Origin of the sequence: Coleofasciculus sp. H7-2 (genome assembly GCF_042747725.1) — a bacterium.
Lineage (GTDB): Bacteria > Cyanobacteriota > Cyanobacteriia > Cyanobacteriales > FACHB-T130 > FACHB-T130.
In genome coordinates this window covers 106,338-123,972 of record NZ_JBHZGO010000101.1, presented here as the reverse complement: position 1 = coordinate 123,972, position 17,635 = coordinate 106,338, and the positions used below count along the sequence as shown (strand labels likewise).

Genomic DNA, 17,635 nt, shown 5'->3' with positions numbered 1-17,635 from the left:
CCTTACTTGGCTAATTCCCGCTCAATAGCTGCAATCAATTCTAGTGAATCTGGCTTCACGCTGCTATTAAATCGAGCCACTACTTCACCTTGCTTGCTGGCTAAGAATTTCTCAAAACAAGAAACATTTCCCGTAGGTGCAATCACTTATCCCGATACTTATTGGTTTAACTGCTCCAATCCTTTGTATTGAGGTGTGTAGCCGCACTGGGAAGCCACATTCATGATTAAAATTACGTTTCCGCCATACTCGGAAAGTTGCTTATCTTCACCGTTGATAGTTTTCACTGCGATGTCAGAAACTGTGCTGCTCATTAATTTCATTTCTACACACACTGATTTAGGTTTGCCGTATGAACCGCCCGATGAATTGGGGGAGAAATACAGAAAGTTCTACACCGCGTGAATTAGGTGTGTTATCCCCTTACCTGCGGTTAGTAATATTGGATTTTTCATCGTTAGGAATGGGCGTTTTTCGACTGGCTGGCTGGCGATATTCTTGCCAAATTTCCAGGCTGAGGATACAGGTCATCAACCACACAATCCCTGCTGCATATCCAGCGACGACATCCGTAGGCCAATGGACGCCGAGATAAAGCCGACTCAGACCAATACCCGTAACCAATAGCAGTGTCCCGCTGGCGATCGCTATCCGCCATCTACCCAAGTGCTTGACCAACAAATAGCCAATCGTGCCGTAAACCACCATCGAAATCATCGCATGACCGCTGGGGAAGCTGTATTGACCCACATCAACGACCCGATCCCAGAGTGCTGGACGGGCGCGACCAAATAGCACTTTGAGTAAATAGTTTAAGCCCATCGCACCCACTCCAGCGATCGCGAGTGTCATGGCTTGCGATCGCTGACCGCGTTGGTACAGCCAAAACCCGAAGCCCAAGCAAATGACCAGCAACACCGTCGGTTCTCCCACAAATGTGAATCCCAGCATTATCCGATCGAGCAGCGGCGCGTGCAGGCTTCTGATACCCAGTAAAATTGCCGTATCAATGGCTTGGGTTTCTTTTTCTAAGACTTCGTCAGCAATTTGGGCAAATCCCCACAGCCCTAGGGCGGCAAGTAATAGACCCGCCGCTCGAATCGTAAATAACAGGGGCAACAGGTGCGATCGCCACCACTGCGGCAACGCGGAGATAATTCGCTTGGCAATTTCGCGCATGATCTGGTGGTTCTAACTTCCTAGAGGCTAGCCCAAGCTTGGGCAACGATGTCGCTAAGCCAGTGTCTTTGTGCCTGATCCAGCAGACTATCTTCTTCTAGCACTTGGGCGGTTAATTCGTCTAAAGACTGCCCCTCTCGACGGGCAATTTGAACGACTCCAGCGATCGCTGCCGCGACTAATTCTTCATCAACGGGCTTTTGCCGCAGGGCGACAATTTCTTGAGGACTGGCTGGGATGGGATAATTCATGGCGTAGGTCATAGCCTATGGGCGGGTTTAAAGGATTCATCGCTCAGGGCTTTCGTCGTGAGCGGTTCCCCGCCCGTCCAACAGTTGCACCCCTGTACATTCAGAAAATGAGAATTGTGTAAAGTTTTTTAATCAATTCTAAGCAATTCGTATCCGGAAGTTTAGCGTACTTTGACCACGGTTCACTCTGTCTTTGTCAGGAATAGGTTCCCTAATGCAGATCGCCAATATGAGAGAAATACTTTACTTAGAAGTTCCTACCTCGGATATAGTCGCCGTCCTCGCCTGGTTGCACGAGGAGTACGATCCAGGCTCAGGGGAGAAAATGCTCACGCCCGACGGCATCAGGCTGCAATTTCCCGCTCCTGGGAACCTTAGGAAAACGGATACAACCCAAAATCCCGCGATTCCGCAACCCGAACTCTCGATTTTTATTTGGTCGGTGCAGCGAACCACGTATCTGAAGGTCTTCCGTTGGACACAGAAGGCTGTCCCCGGTGAAAGAAAAATCCTCAAACAACTCAGCTCCAGTCTGAGAAGCCGATTTCCCCAACAATATCCAGAACCACCGGCGATTGATTTGTCAAAGCAATCTATCTTTGAAGCTTTGACTCTCGATTACCCGGAAACAGTCCGCTTCTTTCAAAAAATGCCAAACGGGGAATATGACCTCAATCGCGTCTATTGGTGGGAGCAACGTTGGCGCGAGAGTGTCCGCAATCCGAAGCAGCCAAGGCAGGTTGTGTTCCTAGCAGAGAAAGAGATAGGTAATAAAAAGGGAGACGAATCCTTCACTGAGTCCTCAGTCCGTGCTTCGCACCGCAACGCTTACAGTCCTCAATCCACCCTTCGGGAAGGCGAAGCGCCTACAGTCCTCAGCCCTCAGTCCTCAATCCTCAATCCTCAGCCCTCAGCCCTCAGCCCTCAGCCCTCAGCCCTCAGCCCTCAGTCCTCAGCCCTCAGCCCTCAGCCCTCAGCCCTCAGCCCTCAGTCCTCAGTCCTCAATCCTCAGCCCTCAGTCCTCAATCCTCAGCCCTCAGTCCTCAGTCCTCAGTCCTCAGCCCTCAGCCCTCAGCCCTCAGTCCTCAGTCCTCAATCCTACGACCTTATCTATGTGGGCGGTGCCTTGGGCGTCATCCACGCCGCCGTCATGGCTCAACTCGGCTACCGGGTGCTATTGCTGGAACGGCTACCTTTCGGGCGCATGAACCGGGAATGGAATATTTCCCGCGATGAATTTCAAAGCTTGATTGATTTGGGCTTATTTACCCCAGCGGAGTTTGAAAGCATTATTGCAGCGGAGTATGTAGATGGGTTTCACAAATTCTTCGATGCCAATAATCCGCCCAAGCTAAAAGCACAGGTATTGCATACGCCAACGGTGCTGAATGTGGGATTGGACGCCGAGAAACTGCTGCGTCTGTGTGGGGAAAAGCTCACCAAAGCGGGTGGGGAAATTTGGGATGAGACGGAGTTTATCCGGGCTGATATTGGGCAAGAGCAAGTTACCGTGCAAGCCAAGCATCTGCCCAGCCAAGCTCAACGCCAAGCCAGCGGACGCCTGCTGGTAGATGCGATGGGAACCGCTTCGCCAATTGCATGGCAGTTGAATGGGGATCGCACTTTTGATAGTGTTTGCCCAACCGTCGGGGCTGTGATTGCCAGCGGGTTTGAGCCGGGAGTGTGGGATTCCCAATACGGGGATGTGCTGAACAGTCACGGCGATATTTCGCGGGGGCGGCAGCTGATTTGGGAGTTATTCCCCGCCGAAGGTGAAGAAGTTACCTTCTACTTGTTCCACTATCATCAAGTGCATCCCGATAACCCCGGCTCATTGTTAGAAATGTATGAAGATTTTTTCAACATTTTGCCGGAGTATCGCCGCTGCGATATGGAGAAGCTGGTGTGGAAAAAGCCTACATTTGGGTATATTCCGGGTCACTTTAGTGTTGGAAGTCGCGATCGCACTGTCGCCTTCGATCGGCTGATTGGCATTGGCGATGCTGCCTCTCTCCAATCTCCCCTCGTCTTTACCGGCTTTGGTTCCCTGGTTCGCAATCTCTCCCGTTTAACCAACCTTCTAGATACTGCCCTCAAACATGACTTGCTCCAAGCCCATCATTTAAACCAAATTCGCGCTTATCAAAGCAATGTCTCCGTTACCTGGCTATTTTCTAAAGGCATGATGGTTCCCACTGGCACCTACTTACCGCCGCAGCGAATTAACTCAATGCTGAATACCTTTTTTGGGCTTTTGGCGACAGAACCCCCAGAGGTGGCAGACACGTTTATTAAAGACCGAGTGAATTGGCTAACCTTCAATCGGCTGGCGTTGAAAGCCGCTTGGATCAATCCAGCTTTGCTGCTATGGATTTGGGAACTCGCGGGTGCTAAAGATATCCTCCGCTGGCTGGGCAGCTATTTCAACTTTACACGCCATGCCCTATTTGTTTGGTTGCTGGGGGGTTGGTTTCCGGGTGCTATCCGGCGTCTACAACCCTCGCTGGAAGAACGCTATCCCGCTTTGTGGTTGTGGCTGCTGACTCAGAGCTATGCTCTCACTGCTGGGATGGGGCGTCCTCAATTAAAAATTAAAAATGCAAAATTAAAAATTGTTCTTTTTTAATGCAAGCATTTTTAATTTTTAATTTCTACGCGCCCGTTTTTCTAGGAAACGTTGGCAATTCTATCGACGCCAACGATTTCCGCCCTTTGGGGGGACGCATTGGATAAAGCAGGGGTGAGGGCCAGTTGGGTTGAGAGAGGATGGCATCAGGGCGCTGGGCGGGCACAGCAGCCGGAAATTCTCGGCGGGATACCTCCTCTTGTTCAGCGTTGTTCGCACTGGCATCCTCTGAGAGAGACTCTGGTTCAGAAGGCTCAAAGATGAAAGAGGATGGAGAAGTTGATTCGGCATCTTCTGGGGCATACATCGTTCCAGGTTCATCGTTCTCATCTGGATCGAAACTTACAGCCAGCAGCAGTTCTTCCAATTCGTTCTCAATTGCGATACTTTCCTGGGCAGAAGCGATCGCTAATTCATCGGTGAAATCGTCATTGCCAGAACTTTCCAGCTCAGGGGGCATGAGAAAATCATCCATGACCGGATCGGAGTCTGGTTCTAGCATTCCCCATTGCCATATCTCCTCTTCATCGGTGGCTCCGAGGCTTTCAGAGGCGGGTATTTCTTCTAACGGCTCCCATTCCGTCGAAACGAAGGCGGTTGCGTCTGTAATCGGTGAATAAGCAGGAGACGGTACTGAAATCTCCCAGTTTTCCTCACTCTGGGCAGGGTCTTCCAGAAATGCCGGTTGCGCTGACCAAGGTTGAATCGGCGGCGCTTTGGGGAGGAGAGATTGGGAATCGTGGGCGTTTTTGAGATGGCGGTGCGCCCAGGTAGAGGAAGGTCTGGTATCTGGATTGATTTGGGTGGGGGGAGGCATTTCCAGACACTTTTCTAGCGCCGACTTGAATTGCAGGGTTTGGCGCTGCTGGCGTTGCAAGCGGGTGCGGAGTTCGCGGATTGTATTTTCGCTTTGCAACAGAGCATGAGATTGTTCGTTGTAGCGTTGCTGGGTGAAGGCACATTCCCGTTCAAGCTGGGCGATGCGTTCTTGGCTGCTTTCCAGCTGTTCTGTTACGGTTTCAATTAAGATTTGTTGGCGCTGGGCTGCTTGATGAGACGATTCCAGTTCTCGGAACAGACGGGTAACTTGTTCTTGAGTCCCATTGAGTTCCTGGGTTGTAGAGGTGAGGATAGTTTCTTGAGCTTGCGATCGCTGTCTTTGCAATTGCAACGCCTCCTGACAATCCCCCAGTGTTTTCTCTAGGTGATTCACTCGCTTGAGCAAGTCCCGATTGCGCTGACGCAACTCAGCCATGAGTGGAAACAAATTTCCCGCCTCTGCTGGCGACGAAAGCGGCTCAGACTTTTCCCGATGCACCCCATCATCAGTTGTCTTTACTGCACCAGCCTCATTGCCCACTAGCGCAGGCGGGCGATGCACTAAGCTGACGACTTCTGCTTGCACGAGAGGCTCCTCCTGTGCAGGATGAAGGTCAGAATCTGTTTCATCCTGCAAAGGATCGTCCATTGGAGGATCGGTTGATTCGGGGAAGGACTGGGACTGGTTAGCTTCTTGGGGGGTGTCAGCTTCACTCATTGCTCTGATTTAAGAGAAGGTCATGGGTGCTTGGAATGGACTTGCTGTAGCTTTATCAATTCACAGCTTTATTTGCGCCTAGATGGCAATAATTCTAATAAGATTATTCCACGACGCTCTCGGAGTCACTCTACCATTTTCAAATTTCGCATCGACGAGGAAATCGAACTCAAATTACTTGAGGTGCGACACGCAGAAGAAGTATATGCCTTGGTTGATTCTTGCCGCACCTCCCTTCGGTAATGGCTTCGGTGGAATTCACTAACAAAATTCTGAATGGGGCTACACAAATACAGTCCGCCTGAAGGGGTTATTCCTTCGCTAAAGCGTCACTCAACAAATCTTGATGCATCAATGCCCGGTCAACTAAAGACTGTATTTGATGGGGTGAGAGGGGGTCGCCGTTGACGTAGTGTTCTAACCAAGTTTGACTAATCGAGTTGGGGTCGTCAGGCAATTGAGTTAAGTCCCACCCTGGCATATTGAGTTCTTCCATCAGCAAGCTAACTTTGGGGTCGTAGCTGAGGGCGAAACAGCGACATTCTTGAGCCGCCGCCATAATTAAGCTGTGGTAGCGCATCCCGATTGCCATTTCGACGCCCTGAAATAATCCTTTCAATTCTCTAGGGTCTTTGAGAGAAAAAATATGGCTGGCACCCGGTAATTGCGGTTGAATTGACTGAGCGATCGCTAGATCCTGACTCGCTTGAAATGGCACCAGTAAAATGCAGGTCTGAGTGGCTTTTTGAAAGTCAATCAAGGCGCGAGTTAAGTTGGCAAGTCGCGCGGGAGTCAGTTGGGGATGCGATCGCAAGGTGACGGCGACTCTGGGTGCCGGTAAATCCCACAGTCCCTTCACTGGCTTCGAGTCTAACGCCCAAACCGGGTCTGGGGCTTGGATATAGGGGATTTTCCACTTCATTAGCAGGGCAGCAGAGGCGCGATCGCGGACGCTGACGGCATGGCAACCGGCGATCGCTTTTCGCGTTATCCAGCGAGTCAAATTGCGGTTCAAAGGGCCAATTCCCTGCGCCCAGGCAATAGTTTTCAATCCTCGCTGCTGGGCTAATCCCATCAATCCTGCGTAATAGAGGGGACTTAGGGCACTGGTGGCGTCTTGCATCAGACTCCCGCCGCCCCAGATGAAAACATCCGATTTGCGGAGTGCTTGCTGCACTGGCAAGAAAGCTTTGCGCGAACAACTTTCAACGCCATAGCGATCGCGCGTTTTTTTGGGGTTCCCAGAAAGCACAATCGGCGTCACATAAGCCGGTAACATTTGCAGCAGCGATGCTAGCAATGCCTCATCACCTGCATTGCCTTGCCCATAATATCCGCACAAAACTGCTCGAATCTGTCCCATGCTCAAACTTTACCAGCAAAACCGAGCGGTACTATAAGAAAAAGAGCGATCAGTTTTGAATTTTGAGGGTTGAGTTAAGACTTCTAATTCAAAACTTCATTCTTCAACCCTCAAAAACTTCTTTATGCACGCACTCTCAATTCCTACCTGGATTATTCACGTTTCCAGCGTCATCGAGTGGATTGCCGCCATTTGGTTGATCTGGATCTACGGCGAAGTGACTCGCAACCGGGCTTGGTGGGCGTTATCCTTCGCCATGCTACCGGCATTAGTCAGCGCCATGTGTGCCTGCACTTGGCACTATTTTGACAACCCAGAATCTTTAGAATGGCTGGTTACGCTTCAGGCGGCGATGACTTTGCTGGGTAACTTCACCCTTTTGGCAGCTGCTTGGTGGATTTGGCGTTCATCGCCCGTTGCCGATCAAAAAGACGATGCGCCAATTGTCTCTTCTAAATCACGGTAATGATTTCTAAAGAAACCCTTTTTGCACTCTCTCTATTCCCCTATTTAGGCTTTCTCTGGTTTCTGACTCGAAGTGGGCAGATGCCGCGTTTAGCCTTGATTGGTTTTTACATGACCTTGGTTTTTGTCGGCGTTACGATTCCGGCTGGAATTTATGCCAAAGTTGCCTATGGTGAGTCCTTAGCAAATGTCGATTGGCTGCACGGTGGCGCAGAGGTTTTTCTGACGCTTTCTAATATTTTGATTGTGCTGGGATTTCGGCAAGCGGTGATTCAAAAACGGCAAGTTTTTAAGTAAGGGAAACCTCACGCTTTCTGCCCTTCAGAAGGTAAGTTACCATTTCCCCTTTGCCTTTGACGTGAATCGAGCCTCTTGGCTCTAACGCATATCGACTACGTAAGCATTCGTAAGTTGTAACCGTTACTTGAATTTCACCTGGCAACCCGTGGGATTGCATCCGGCTGGCGATGTTCACCGTATCCCCCCAGAGGTCATAGATGAACTTTTTAGTGCCGATGACTCCAGCGACCACCGGGCCAGTATTAATGCCAATGCGGATGCTGAGTGCTTGGTGATGTTTGGTATTGAATTGGGCAATTTCTTTTTGCATATCGATTGCCATTTGGGCGATCGCTTCTGCATGGTCGGGTTGGGGTTTGGGAAGACCTCCTACTACCATATAGGCATCGCCAATTGTCTTGATTTTCTCCAAGTTATGCTGTTCGGTGAGGCGATCGAAGCTGGAGAAAATTTCGTTAAGCAACCAGACAAGTTCTTTAGGCGATATCTTTTCTGAAAGCTGAGTGAAGTTAACCAAATCGGCAAATAAAATCGTCACTTCAGGAAATCCATCGGCAATGTTACTTTGCCCGTCTTTGAGTTGTCTGGCAATCGGCTCTGGCAAGATATTAAGTAACAGGTTTTCAGACTTTTCCTGTTCCACCATTAGTTGCTGATTTGCCTCCCGCAATTGCGCCGTGCGTTCAATGACGCGCAACTCTAGCTCCTTGGAAGTTTGGCGCAGTCTGCCGATCACGAGGGCAATTCCTAATAGCCCCAATAGAGACAGTAGCGCTAACATTACGAAAGTTCCTCGCAGTCCTGCATGAGTCTTTGCCATGAACTCATCCAGAGGACTGGAGATTTCCAAAACCCCTCGGACATCCCCCACTTTCCAGTCTTTTTTGGGACTATCAACGTGAGTGTTGTGACAAGCAACGCAGCTAGCTTTCATGAGATCGGCTTGTGCATATCGCAATGACAGGCGTCCTTGAAAATTCTCCAAGCGCACAAAGGGTCTATCGGGATTTTGCCTCAATGAGCGAAGCGCTTCCCACTCAAAATTGTCTTTAGGACCACCTGTAGCTTGCCGCTGGCGAAAGGGATACTCACTATACAGTCGGACTGACATCCCAGGGTTTTTTTGAACGAGGCGCTGACTGAGTTCTATCAAAAATGTCGCTGGTACGGGGATTGCCTTCTCTTTAGCGGTGTAGTTGTCGGTAATCGTAATTTCAGGAACTGCGTCTATACGATTGAGAACCTCCGAGCTGTAGAGGGTGCGTGCCTCTGCGATCGCTTGGGCATACAAGGCTGCATTCTGAAGTGCTTGTGATTTAATTAGGTTTGACGAGAGATGAGACATATTCCACAAAGCTCCCGCTACTCCAGCACACAATAGGAGTGTCAAAACCAGAATCGTCTGCTTATTCAGCATCTGAATAACTTTTGCTAGACTTTTTGCAATTGACTGGCGAATAGTACGCCTATCTACACTGGAGTCTTGCAGATTCATCGAATCTCTCCTACTGTTTCTAGCGATACCTTTGTGACAAGCAGAACACCCTTTAGCTTCTTTTCATCTTCTAAGTTACGACAACTCTAACCGGAGTACCGCAGGCAGACTAGATTTCCTTACGGAAGCATCCCGTGAAATTGCAAATACACGCCCGCACTTTCTTGAAGCTTGGGGCTACATAAACTTGCGCCGGAAGCAGGCTAAAATTCTTCAGGCTGTGTAGGCAGGCTTTGCACGCGCAAGCCCTACCCTTCAGGGTGTGAGACTTGTTCTATCATGCTGAAAAAAAGCCTCATGTCAAGGTTGTACACTCATTTTTTTATCTAAATTAGGTTTTAGTGACTAAAGGTTGGCGCTGTTCGGGATTTACTTAAATAATACAAATTTTTCCAATAAATTATTACTACCTAGTTCTTCCTTATCAAACTCATTATATCATAAAAATTCCGTTAAGGTCCAGATACTAGCAACAATAATTTTGATATCCCTAGGAACAAACAATCTTAAAAGATTAAATAAACTAACCCAAGATTAACCAACAGCATTATCATAAGCTGTCGCCCATTTAATTTATATACTTTTTGGGGCTAGTAAGGGTAATGGGGAATCAGAAAGGGAGCCTTTAAATTTGTTGCAAATTGGATGTTGTCGTTGATAAATGTTCAAGACGAAGATGTTAAGGATTCAATTTCTTATATCCTCCCAATAAAAGTAGCCAGCCCACTACAATTAGCCAATGAATTGCCACCGGCATCCATAGAGAACCACTTTGAAAATAGGCAAGGGTACAAATAACGCCTAGAAGTGCTGCCAAGAATAGAAAAATCGGATTAAAAAAAGTCTGGAGTCCATCTGGGTAGAAAGTTACAGCATTGAGGGGATGGTAGATAATAAACATTACCAAACTGATACATCCCCACAACCACAGAGTAGCAGGGGTAGCATTTTCTGTGGGATGAGGGAGTAGTAAGATGCGAAAAAATAACTCCTCAGATATGGCGGGAGACAACAGACAACGTGCCATTACGCCGACAATGATTTGCCAAGATGTTTCTACATCAAGTTTTAGAAAACCCAGTTTGAATCCGATAGGTAGTGAAATTAGGGCATATATCAGTACCAATGCAGCGGAATATAGCCAAGCCTGGGCATCAGGAATTGTAGAGACGGCTGTAATTAAGCGATGGACGATTCCTAGAGTTGGGGAAAGCGCGATCGCATCTACCGAAAACTCAAATAGCGCTGCGATCGCTGGCACATTACTAATATACGCATCAACCATTAAAAATATTTCCTCAGATAGATATTTTTCTAAAATAAAATTCTGCTAGCGAGAGCCTTTTTCGTTAAGTAGCTTTCTCGGAAAGGTCAAAAATCGCCAATAGCATAAAAAAATTTGTCTAAATGAAAAACGTAGCACAAAAGGTACATACAAGTAAGTTTAAACTCTGCGTACCTCTGCGTAAACCTTTGCACCCTTGGCGTTGAAAAACATATTGTTAGTCAAAAAATTAAATAGCATTAGCTCAATAGCTGACGCCATTCCTGTTTAAAATGAACCCAGGCAATAGTTTTGAGCTAAAAAGCTGTCGTAGACAGGGAAAAATTGATGCAGAATTCATCACCCCCGCCAGGGCAAATCCGCGTCCACGTAATCGTGTCAGGAACCGTTCAGGGAGTTGGTTTTCGGTTTTCAACGTTGGATGAAGCGATCCAGCTAGGCGTCAGCGGCTGGGTGCGGAATCTCTCTGATGGGCGTGTAGAAGCTGTTTTTGAAGGAAGCAAGGCAGATGTTGAAGAGATAATTCAATGGTGTCACAAAGGGCCAGCCGCTGCTGTGGTGAAAGATGTGGCGGTTGAGTACGAAACGCCACAAGGATTGCGCGGGTGTGAAATGTGGCGATAGAGACAATTTTAGCAGGTGGCGATGACTCCACTTCTACGGCGATCGCCTGCGCCTGTTATCAATCCTTGCGAATTTTCCATGACGCTATGAACGCCACCGAAAAACATATTCTTCTGTTTCCAAAAAACTAATTCATTACTACCCGGAAGCATCAGCTTTTTAAGTTCCTCTTCGCTAAAGCCTGGTTCAAGATTAAAAATATCATTTTCCCAGTGAACGCGAGGATTATTCACCGCTGTATCAACGTCCATTTGAAAATCAATAATATTGGAAATTACCTGTAAAATTGCGGTTCTAATCCGATTCGATCCACCAGAACCCAAAACAATCTCTGGTTGATTATTCTTAAGCACGATAGTCGGAGTCATCATTGAAGAAATCCGAGTATTTTCTTCCCAGTTATGAAATCCATGCGGATTTAAATCGGCTTCTCCTAGCATATTATTAACCATGATGCCAGTTCCCGGAATCACATAAGAAGACCCCTCTCCGTTGGAAGTGGTAACACTCGCCGCATTACCTTCGCTATCGACCACACTGATATGAGTAGTGCTGCCCCATTTATTGACAACTTCAGTTAATTGATCTTCATAGATAGCTAAATGTTCAGATGATAAAAAAGTATCGGCAATATCTTCTGTATGAGTATAAGCGTTATATCTATCCTTTCTCGCTTCATTTGTTAGACGCATCACATGAGCTAATATTTCTAAATGGCGAGAACTGCCAAACTCCATATCAGCCAAATTAACTTTTGAAAGCAGTTCTAAAGCAAAAGCAATCAGAATGCCGCCAGAACTGGGTGGAGGATTCGTTAAGAAGGTGTTCCCCCGGTAATTGATAACAAGAGGCTTTCTCTCAATTACTCGATAATTTTTAAGGTCTTCTAAGGTTAAGTAACCTCCATAATCTTGACAATCTTTGACTAAACGTTGAGCAATTTCACCCTCATAAAATTCTCTAATTCCACTTTCAACTAAATAAGTTAAGGTATCAGCAAAATTACTCATCAAGACTGTTCCTCCAGGCTGCACAAGTTTGCCATCTGGGGCAAAAACTTGCTGCATCTCTTTAGAGGCAAGCATAATGGGGCTGAGGATTGTCAAACAGTAATAGGTAAAATCATTTAGTTCGACACCAGTCTTTGCATAGCGAATGGCAGGTTCAGCAACTACCTTAAAAGGTAATCTACCCAATTTTTGATGAACGTGGAAAACGCCGCTGAGGTTTCCTGGCACCGCCATTGAGCCAAGACCAATATGGAACTCTTGGACTGCATCGCCAAAATTAATTCCAACTGGATAAAAATTAAGATGTTCCTGACTTTTTTTCTGCCGTGGCGTTTGAGAAAAGAAGTCAAACAAAATATTTTGGTTATCCTGAGTATGGGCTAAAAGAAAACCACCACCAGCGGCAGATGTCAGGGCAGTTTCAGTAACGCAAGAGGCTAGGATTGCCGCCGCTGCCGCATCAAATGCGTTCCCCCCTAATCGGAGCATCTCAATTCCAGCTTCGGCAGTTTTTTGATGTCCAGCAGCAATCACCCCGTGAGTTTTTTTAGTCATCTGATATAAAAGTTATTTGTATAAAGTTAGTAGAAAATACAGAATAGATTCAGCTATCAATACATAGATTATTAATCATAGCCTAATCAGTTGGTTTAAGGCAATAAAGACAACTGAAAGCCTTCTTGATTCACAAGATACCCGGTTTTTGTTTTGAGTACCTTCCCCTCTGCAACAGCTCTTTTTAACCAATCTTGTATCTGCCCTGGTCTTACATCCAGACATTCTGCCAGAGACTTTGCACTCTTTGGTTGCTCTAAGCTTTTCAAGATGAATGGTATAACAGCTTCATAAATGTCTTGAGGGCAATATTGATTTACTTCACCCAGAGCAGTTGTAGCTGGTTCAGAGGGTAGATCGTTGATAGCGATCGCTTCTACATCATTCTGCAATGCCCTTATAGATTTGGTTTCATCAATCGGGGATACTGTTATATTAGTTGTAGTTAATTCTATTTCAGTCTTATTAGCTTTAATTGCCGAATCCAAAAGCGTTCTCAATGAATCATTCCAGGGTTGTTTAGGAAACGACTTTGCCCCCTTATTAATTAACTGCTGATTACCTTCAGGAATAGTTCCTTCTAGCCGGACAAAAACTGGAAGATCCTTTTGCTTTTCCAACGCTTCGACAGCACCCGCCCAAGTGCCACCCTTAGCAAACGAGGAGCTAACAACTAGGGCATAATCAGCTAAGGCATAAATATACTTATTTCGCCCCATTGCATTACCCACATTGAAGCCAACGTCAGGATCGTAGGCAGAAACTAGCGTGAGTCTACCTTCCCGGATAGCTGAGCGATACATGCTGGCAACAGCAGCTTTAGTCAAGCTATCAGCCAGCATCCCCAAAGCTGTCCCGGCTGCTTCTAAAGCGCCTAGCATTGCCACTTGATCCACCCCTCGCGCTCCACCAGAAACAATCTGAATGCCTTGTTGGGCACAAGTCTGGGCAACTCTATGGGTATAGTTGATTCCCTCTTCATCCACATCACGAGAACCGACTACCGCTAGCCCTCCAATCGAGAGTAATTCTATATTGCCAATACCATAGAGAATTGCGGGTGCTAAATGCCTCAGATGCTTTTTCAGACGCTTGGGATATTCAGCGTCACTACGCCCTAATATCCAGAGTCCTTGACTAATCCAACTTTCCACAGCTAACCCTAACATGACACCTCTTTCTAGCAGAGCGATAAGACGGTTAGGGTTTAACTTTATCCCTGTAATTTCTGGCAATTGGTCTTTACCAATTGGTGTTAGCAAATCAGCTGGACGCAACTTGTTTTCCTTGAGCCAACTAGCTAAGTTATTGTACTCGCTCAGCGTCAAAGGTTGCGGCTCTGTTTGTCGATTTTGACCAAAGCTGGCACACAACAACAAAATCGCTTGAGTATCTGGCATCAGCACATGAGTTGACATCAGTTAAGCTTCTGCGCTAAGTGAATTAAGAGCTAGTGCGAGTGGGAAAACCTTACCACTGCCAGCACGACGCAAGAGCATCGCTACTACAGTGAAAGTCCAACCGGAATCAACTATATCATCAATCAAGAAAACAGCTTTGCCCATTCTTGTCCAGCTATCAACTGCAAATACCCCGTCTAAATTGTGAGCTTGTTGATAACTGTTGTTCATTTCTTTTTGGAGTCTATTCTGGCGAAGTTTCCTCACAATTGGCACAAAAGGCACATCTAGTTTATCTGCCAGTCGTTGGGCAAAATCCGGCACTAAGTTTGGACGATTGAGGGAAGGAATACAAGTTACCCAAGTGGGAAAAGGTTCGGGTTGGAATCTCTGAATCATCTCTACAGCACCTTGCACCAAGGCATCATCTAATTTATTATCCCGATATTTGCCTTGCTTGACCATTTCTCCCCAACCAGCATCACCCCACAAAGACAAAGTCCTTCCTTGTTCTGCTCGAAGATTATCTGCAATTCTTCCTTTCAAAGCATAAGATGACAAAGCGTTTGATGGTATTTGCTTGCGGGGTTCAATAATTTGGTCGCTACGACGGAGAAATAAAATCGCTTGATTGACGATTTCTTGCGAGTAAGTTTCTGGCAACAGAGGTTTATCCAAACATACAGCACATTTGCCGCAAGCAACTGGATTTGGATCGTCTAACTCTCTAGCCAGAAAAGCCATTAAACATTCCTGACTCTGCATATAGTCCAGCATTCGCGCTTGTTCATTGCGGCGAATTTGTGTCAAGCGGGCAATTTTTTCAGTGTCAGGTTGATAGGTAATTGCGGTAGCATACCACTTGCTTCCCTGCTTAGTGATTGGTGAGGGAAACTCTAGCGCCAGGATTTTTAATATTTTGTCAATTTGTCCTTTAGAAAGATTTAGTTGTTGCTCTAACATTGGCACAGACAGACCATCTTCTGCCTGATTCAATGCACTCAAAACTTGCTGGACGTGAGCCTGGGGAGGAAATGCTGCTTGAATGAAATAATTAGTAATATCTTCGTCTTCACTACCGCTGAGGAGGATGCCATAAGCTTGATCTACTGCTCTGCCAGCACGTCCGACTTGTTGATAATAATGAACTACAGAACCAGGGCGCTGATAATGAATCACAAATCCTAAATCGGGTTTATCGAAACCCATTCCCAGTGCTGTAGTTGCGACTAATGCTTTAATTTCGTTTTTGAGCAGTTGGTCTTCTAATTTTAAACGTTCTTCATTATCCAGAGCGCTGTGATAGGCTTTAGCAGGAATTTCCATCGACTGTAACCAAGTGGCAACTCGTTCTGCATCTTTAACAGTAAGAGTATAAATAATACCGCTTCCAGGTAAGGTGGGAAGATGTTGGGCTAACCATGTTATTCTCGCAGCTGGTTGTGGCAGATAAAGGTTTTGCAGATGTAAGCTTTCTCTGGTTAAAAGTCCTCTAAAAACCCTGATGTTTTGTCCCAGATGGGTGACGATATCATTGACGACACGATTATTAGCCGTGGCGGTTGTAGCTAAGACGGGAATGTTTTGGGGAAGTGCTTGTAAAACTCGCACAATGCGTCGATAATCAGGGCGAAAGTCATGTCCCCAATCTGAAATACAGTGTGCTTCATCGACTACAAATAACCCAATTCGTTGAGATATTGGTAACAAAACTGTTTCCCGAAATTGTTCATTTGCCAATCTTTCGGGGGAAATTAGCAGAATATCGACATTTCCTGCTAGCAACTGAGTTTTTACAAGTTCCCATTCGTCTGTGTTGCTGGAGTTGATGGTAGCGGCTCTAATTCCTATTCGTTCAGCAGCGGCAATTTGGTTCCGCATGAGGGCAAGCAGGGGTGAAATAAGAAGAGTGGCACCTGCACCGCGATCGCGCAGTAAACGAGTCGCTAAAAAATAGACGAGACTTTTGCCCCAGCCAGTGCGTTGAACTACAAGTAAACGCGATCGCTGTTGGATTAGGGCTGCAATAGCTTCCCATTGACCATCCCGAAAGTCTGCTGCTGGATTATTGAGCGATCGCCTCAGCACTGAAAGCGCTTGCTTTTTGAGTTCAGGCGTCATTTGACTATCCTAATCTTGGCTTTATTACCCTAATTTAGGGCATCCAGAGCGATCGCTCTCAGCTTGGGTGCGGGTACGTCCAGGTAGCGATCGCTTCAGCAGGGTGTGCTGTGGGGAATGCTTGCAACTAGGGTTCCGTGTTTTTATTAATTTTTTTATCTAAATTAGATAAATTTTTTCAGCCTTTCTATAACATTACATTTGGACTTCAATCCTTAGCGCCTACAAAAATCAGGAATTTTACCCGATGGAAACCCAATTATTCAACACTCATATTGAAGAGTCACATATTCTCTTAACTCCAAATGAACTTAAATCAAAATTACCTTTAACAGATGAGGCAGAAAAAACCGTCTTAAACTTTAGGAATGAAATAGAGAATATCCTAGATGGGAAAGATAGTAGAAAATTTATTGTTGTTGGCCCTTGTTCTATCCATGATATAAAATCGGCTGAAGAATATGCCTATAGGCTAAAAAATCTTTTTGACCGAGTCAATGATAAGCTGCTGCTGATCATGAGAGTGTATTTTGAAAAACCCAGAACTACTGTGGGATGGAAAGGATTAATTAACGATCCGGATATGGATGATTCTTTCCACATAGAAAAGGGTTTATTAACCGCACGGAGTTTGCTAATCAAAATCACTGAATTGGGATTACCCGCTGCTACAGAAGCTCTCGATCCTATAGTCCCGCAATATATTGGCGAATTAATTGCATGGTCGGCGATTGGGGCACGCACAACCGAATCGCAAACTCACCGCGAAATGGCAAGCGGACTTTCAATGCCTGTGGGTTTTAAAAATGGTACTGATGGTAGCGTTCAAGTAGCTTTAAATGCTCTGGAATCAGCTAGAAAACCTCACCATTTTCTAGGGATTAATCCGATGGGACAGGTGAGCATTTTTAAAACGAAAGGAAATGCTTACGGTCATATTATTCTACGGGGCGGTGCCAAACAGCCTAACTTCGATGCGGCGAATGTAAAAATTGCGGAGGAAAAATTAAAAGCAGCTAATTTACCTCCAAAAATTGTCATCGACTGTAGTCACGGAAATTCAAATAAAGACTACAAAAAACAGTCGGCAGTTTTTGAAAATGTTATTCAACAAATATTGGAGGGGAATTCATCGATCGTTGGCATGATGCTAGAATCGAATTTGTACGAAGGAAATCAACCCATTCCCAGCCAATTAGAGGAATTAAGATATGGGGTTTCGGTGACGGATAAATGTATTAGTTGGGAGGAAACAGAAAAGATTATTTTAGCTGCCTACGAAAAACTAAAATAAAAAAAACAGTTTTTTGAGAGTGCGAACTGACTTTTTGGAGCGCTTCGCGATCGCAGGCGCTTTTAGTATAGCAATCCTATTTGAGTTGTGCGCGAGTATTCGCCTAAGTGTAGAGACGCGATTAATCGCG

14 protein-coding genes and 1 pseudogene are annotated in these 17,635 nt (G+C 46.2%); 5 read left to right on the top strand and 10 right to left on the bottom strand.

Annotated elements, in window-relative coordinates; all coding sequences use genetic code 11:
- Positions 1 to 2: 2 nt before the first annotated feature.
- From ACFW2W_RS20730 to ACFW2W_RS20720, 3 genes and pseudogenes are all read right to left on the bottom strand, one after another.
- Positions 3 to 314 (bottom strand): annotated as a pseudogene (locus tag ACFW2W_RS20730) (hypothetical protein).
- Between the two features lie 109 nt (positions 315 to 423).
- Entirely contained in the window at positions 424 to 1,179 is a 756-nt protein-coding gene (locus ACFW2W_RS20725; protein WP_378182562.1) for a phosphatase PAP2 family protein, read from the bottom strand.
- A 20-nt stretch (positions 1,180 to 1,199) separates the two neighbouring features.
- The gene (locus tag ACFW2W_RS20720) at positions 1,200 to 1,430 is read right to left on the bottom strand and encodes a hypothetical protein (protein WP_190410909.1); all 231 of its coding nucleotides are present in this window, start codon (positions 1,428 to 1,430) and stop codon (positions 1,200 to 1,202) included.
- Positions 1,431 to 2,270: 840 nt separating this feature from the next.
- On the opposite strand from ACFW2W_RS20720, the gene ACFW2W_RS20715 reads away from it, so the two are divergent.
- A complete protein-coding gene (locus ACFW2W_RS20715; protein WP_378183045.1) occupies positions 2,271 to 2,666 on the top strand; it encodes a hypothetical protein in 396 nt (131 codons plus the stop codon).
- A gap of 1,415 nt (positions 2,667 to 4,081) precedes the next feature.
- Here ACFW2W_RS20715 and ACFW2W_RS20710 read toward each other — a convergent pair.
- Both ACFW2W_RS20710 and csaB read right to left on the bottom strand, forming a co-directional pair.
- Positions 4,082 to 5,593, bottom strand: coding sequence for a hypothetical protein (locus ACFW2W_RS20710; RefSeq protein WP_378182559.1), 1,512 nt, complete (start codon positions 5,591 to 5,593; stop codon positions 4,082 to 4,084).
- A 310-nt stretch (positions 5,594 to 5,903) separates the two neighbouring features.
- Positions 5,904 to 6,956 (bottom strand): polysaccharide pyruvyl transferase CsaB, encoded by a 1,053-nt coding sequence (gene csaB / locus ACFW2W_RS20705; RefSeq protein ID WP_378182556.1) that lies wholly within the window; start codon positions 6,954 to 6,956, stop codon positions 5,904 to 5,906.
- A 124-nt stretch (positions 6,957 to 7,080) separates the two neighbouring features.
- Here csaB and ACFW2W_RS20700 point away from each other — a divergent pair, with 124 nt between their 5' ends.
- A complete protein-coding gene (locus tag ACFW2W_RS20700; protein WP_378182553.1) occupies positions 7,081 to 7,422 on the top strand; it encodes a DUF2499 domain-containing protein in 342 nt (113 codons plus the stop codon).
- Positions 7,422 to 7,718, top strand: coding sequence for a DUF3593 domain-containing protein (locus ACFW2W_RS20695; RefSeq protein WP_378182550.1), 297 nt, complete (start codon positions 7,422 to 7,424; stop codon positions 7,716 to 7,718). The genes ACFW2W_RS20700 and ACFW2W_RS20695 overlap by 1 nt, the downstream gene beginning before the upstream one ends.
- Here the strand turns inward: ACFW2W_RS20695 and ACFW2W_RS20690 are convergent.
- Both ACFW2W_RS20690 and ACFW2W_RS20685 read right to left on the bottom strand, forming a co-directional pair.
- Positions 7,711 to 9,216, bottom strand: coding sequence for an adenylate/guanylate cyclase domain-containing protein (locus ACFW2W_RS20690; RefSeq protein WP_378182547.1), 1,506 nt, complete (start codon positions 9,214 to 9,216; stop codon positions 7,711 to 7,713). The two genes, ACFW2W_RS20695 and ACFW2W_RS20690, sit on opposite strands and share 8 nt — an antisense overlap.
- A gap of 679 nt (positions 9,217 to 9,895) precedes the next feature.
- The gene (locus ACFW2W_RS20685) at positions 9,896 to 10,501 is read right to left on the bottom strand and encodes a type II CAAX prenyl endopeptidase Rce1 family protein (protein ID WP_378182544.1); all 606 of its coding nucleotides are present in this window, start codon (positions 10,499 to 10,501) and stop codon (positions 9,896 to 9,898) included.
- A 327-nt stretch (positions 10,502 to 10,828) separates the two neighbouring features.
- Between ACFW2W_RS20685 and ACFW2W_RS20680 the strand changes: the two genes are divergently transcribed.
- A complete protein-coding gene (locus ACFW2W_RS20680) occupies positions 10,829 to 11,125 on the top strand; it encodes an acylphosphatase (RefSeq protein WP_378182541.1) in 297 nt (98 codons plus the stop codon).
- An 8-nt stretch (positions 11,126 to 11,133) separates the two neighbouring features.
- Here the strand turns inward: ACFW2W_RS20680 and ggt are convergent, their stop codons facing one another.
- From ggt to ACFW2W_RS20665, 3 genes are all read right to left on the bottom strand, one after another.
- Positions 11,134 to 12,690 carry a gamma-glutamyltransferase gene (gene ggt / locus ACFW2W_RS20675; RefSeq protein ID WP_378182538.1) on the bottom strand — a complete coding sequence of 519 codons (1,557 nt, stop codon included), beginning with the start codon at positions 12,688 to 12,690 and terminating at the stop codon, positions 11,134 to 11,136.
- A 95-nt stretch (positions 12,691 to 12,785) separates the two neighbouring features.
- Positions 12,786 to 14,108 carry a DNA-processing protein DprA gene (locus ACFW2W_RS20670; protein WP_378182535.1) on the bottom strand — a complete coding sequence of 441 codons (1,323 nt, stop codon included), beginning with the start codon at positions 14,106 to 14,108 and terminating at the stop codon, positions 12,786 to 12,788.
- Between the two features lie 3 nt (positions 14,109 to 14,111).
- Complete coding sequence (locus tag ACFW2W_RS20665) at positions 14,112 to 16,211, bottom strand: RecQ family ATP-dependent DNA helicase (RefSeq protein ID WP_378182533.1); 2,100 nt, start codon at positions 16,209 to 16,211, stop codon at positions 14,112 to 14,114.
- Between the two features lie 247 nt (positions 16,212 to 16,458).
- Between ACFW2W_RS20665 and ACFW2W_RS20660 the strand changes: the two genes are divergently transcribed.
- Positions 16,459 to 17,505: a 3-deoxy-7-phosphoheptulonate synthase gene (locus ACFW2W_RS20660; RefSeq protein WP_378182530.1), complete on the top strand. Its 1,047-nt coding sequence runs from the start codon at positions 16,459 to 16,461 to the stop codon at positions 17,503 to 17,505.
- The last annotated feature ends 130 nt before the right edge of the window (positions 17,506 to 17,635 follow it).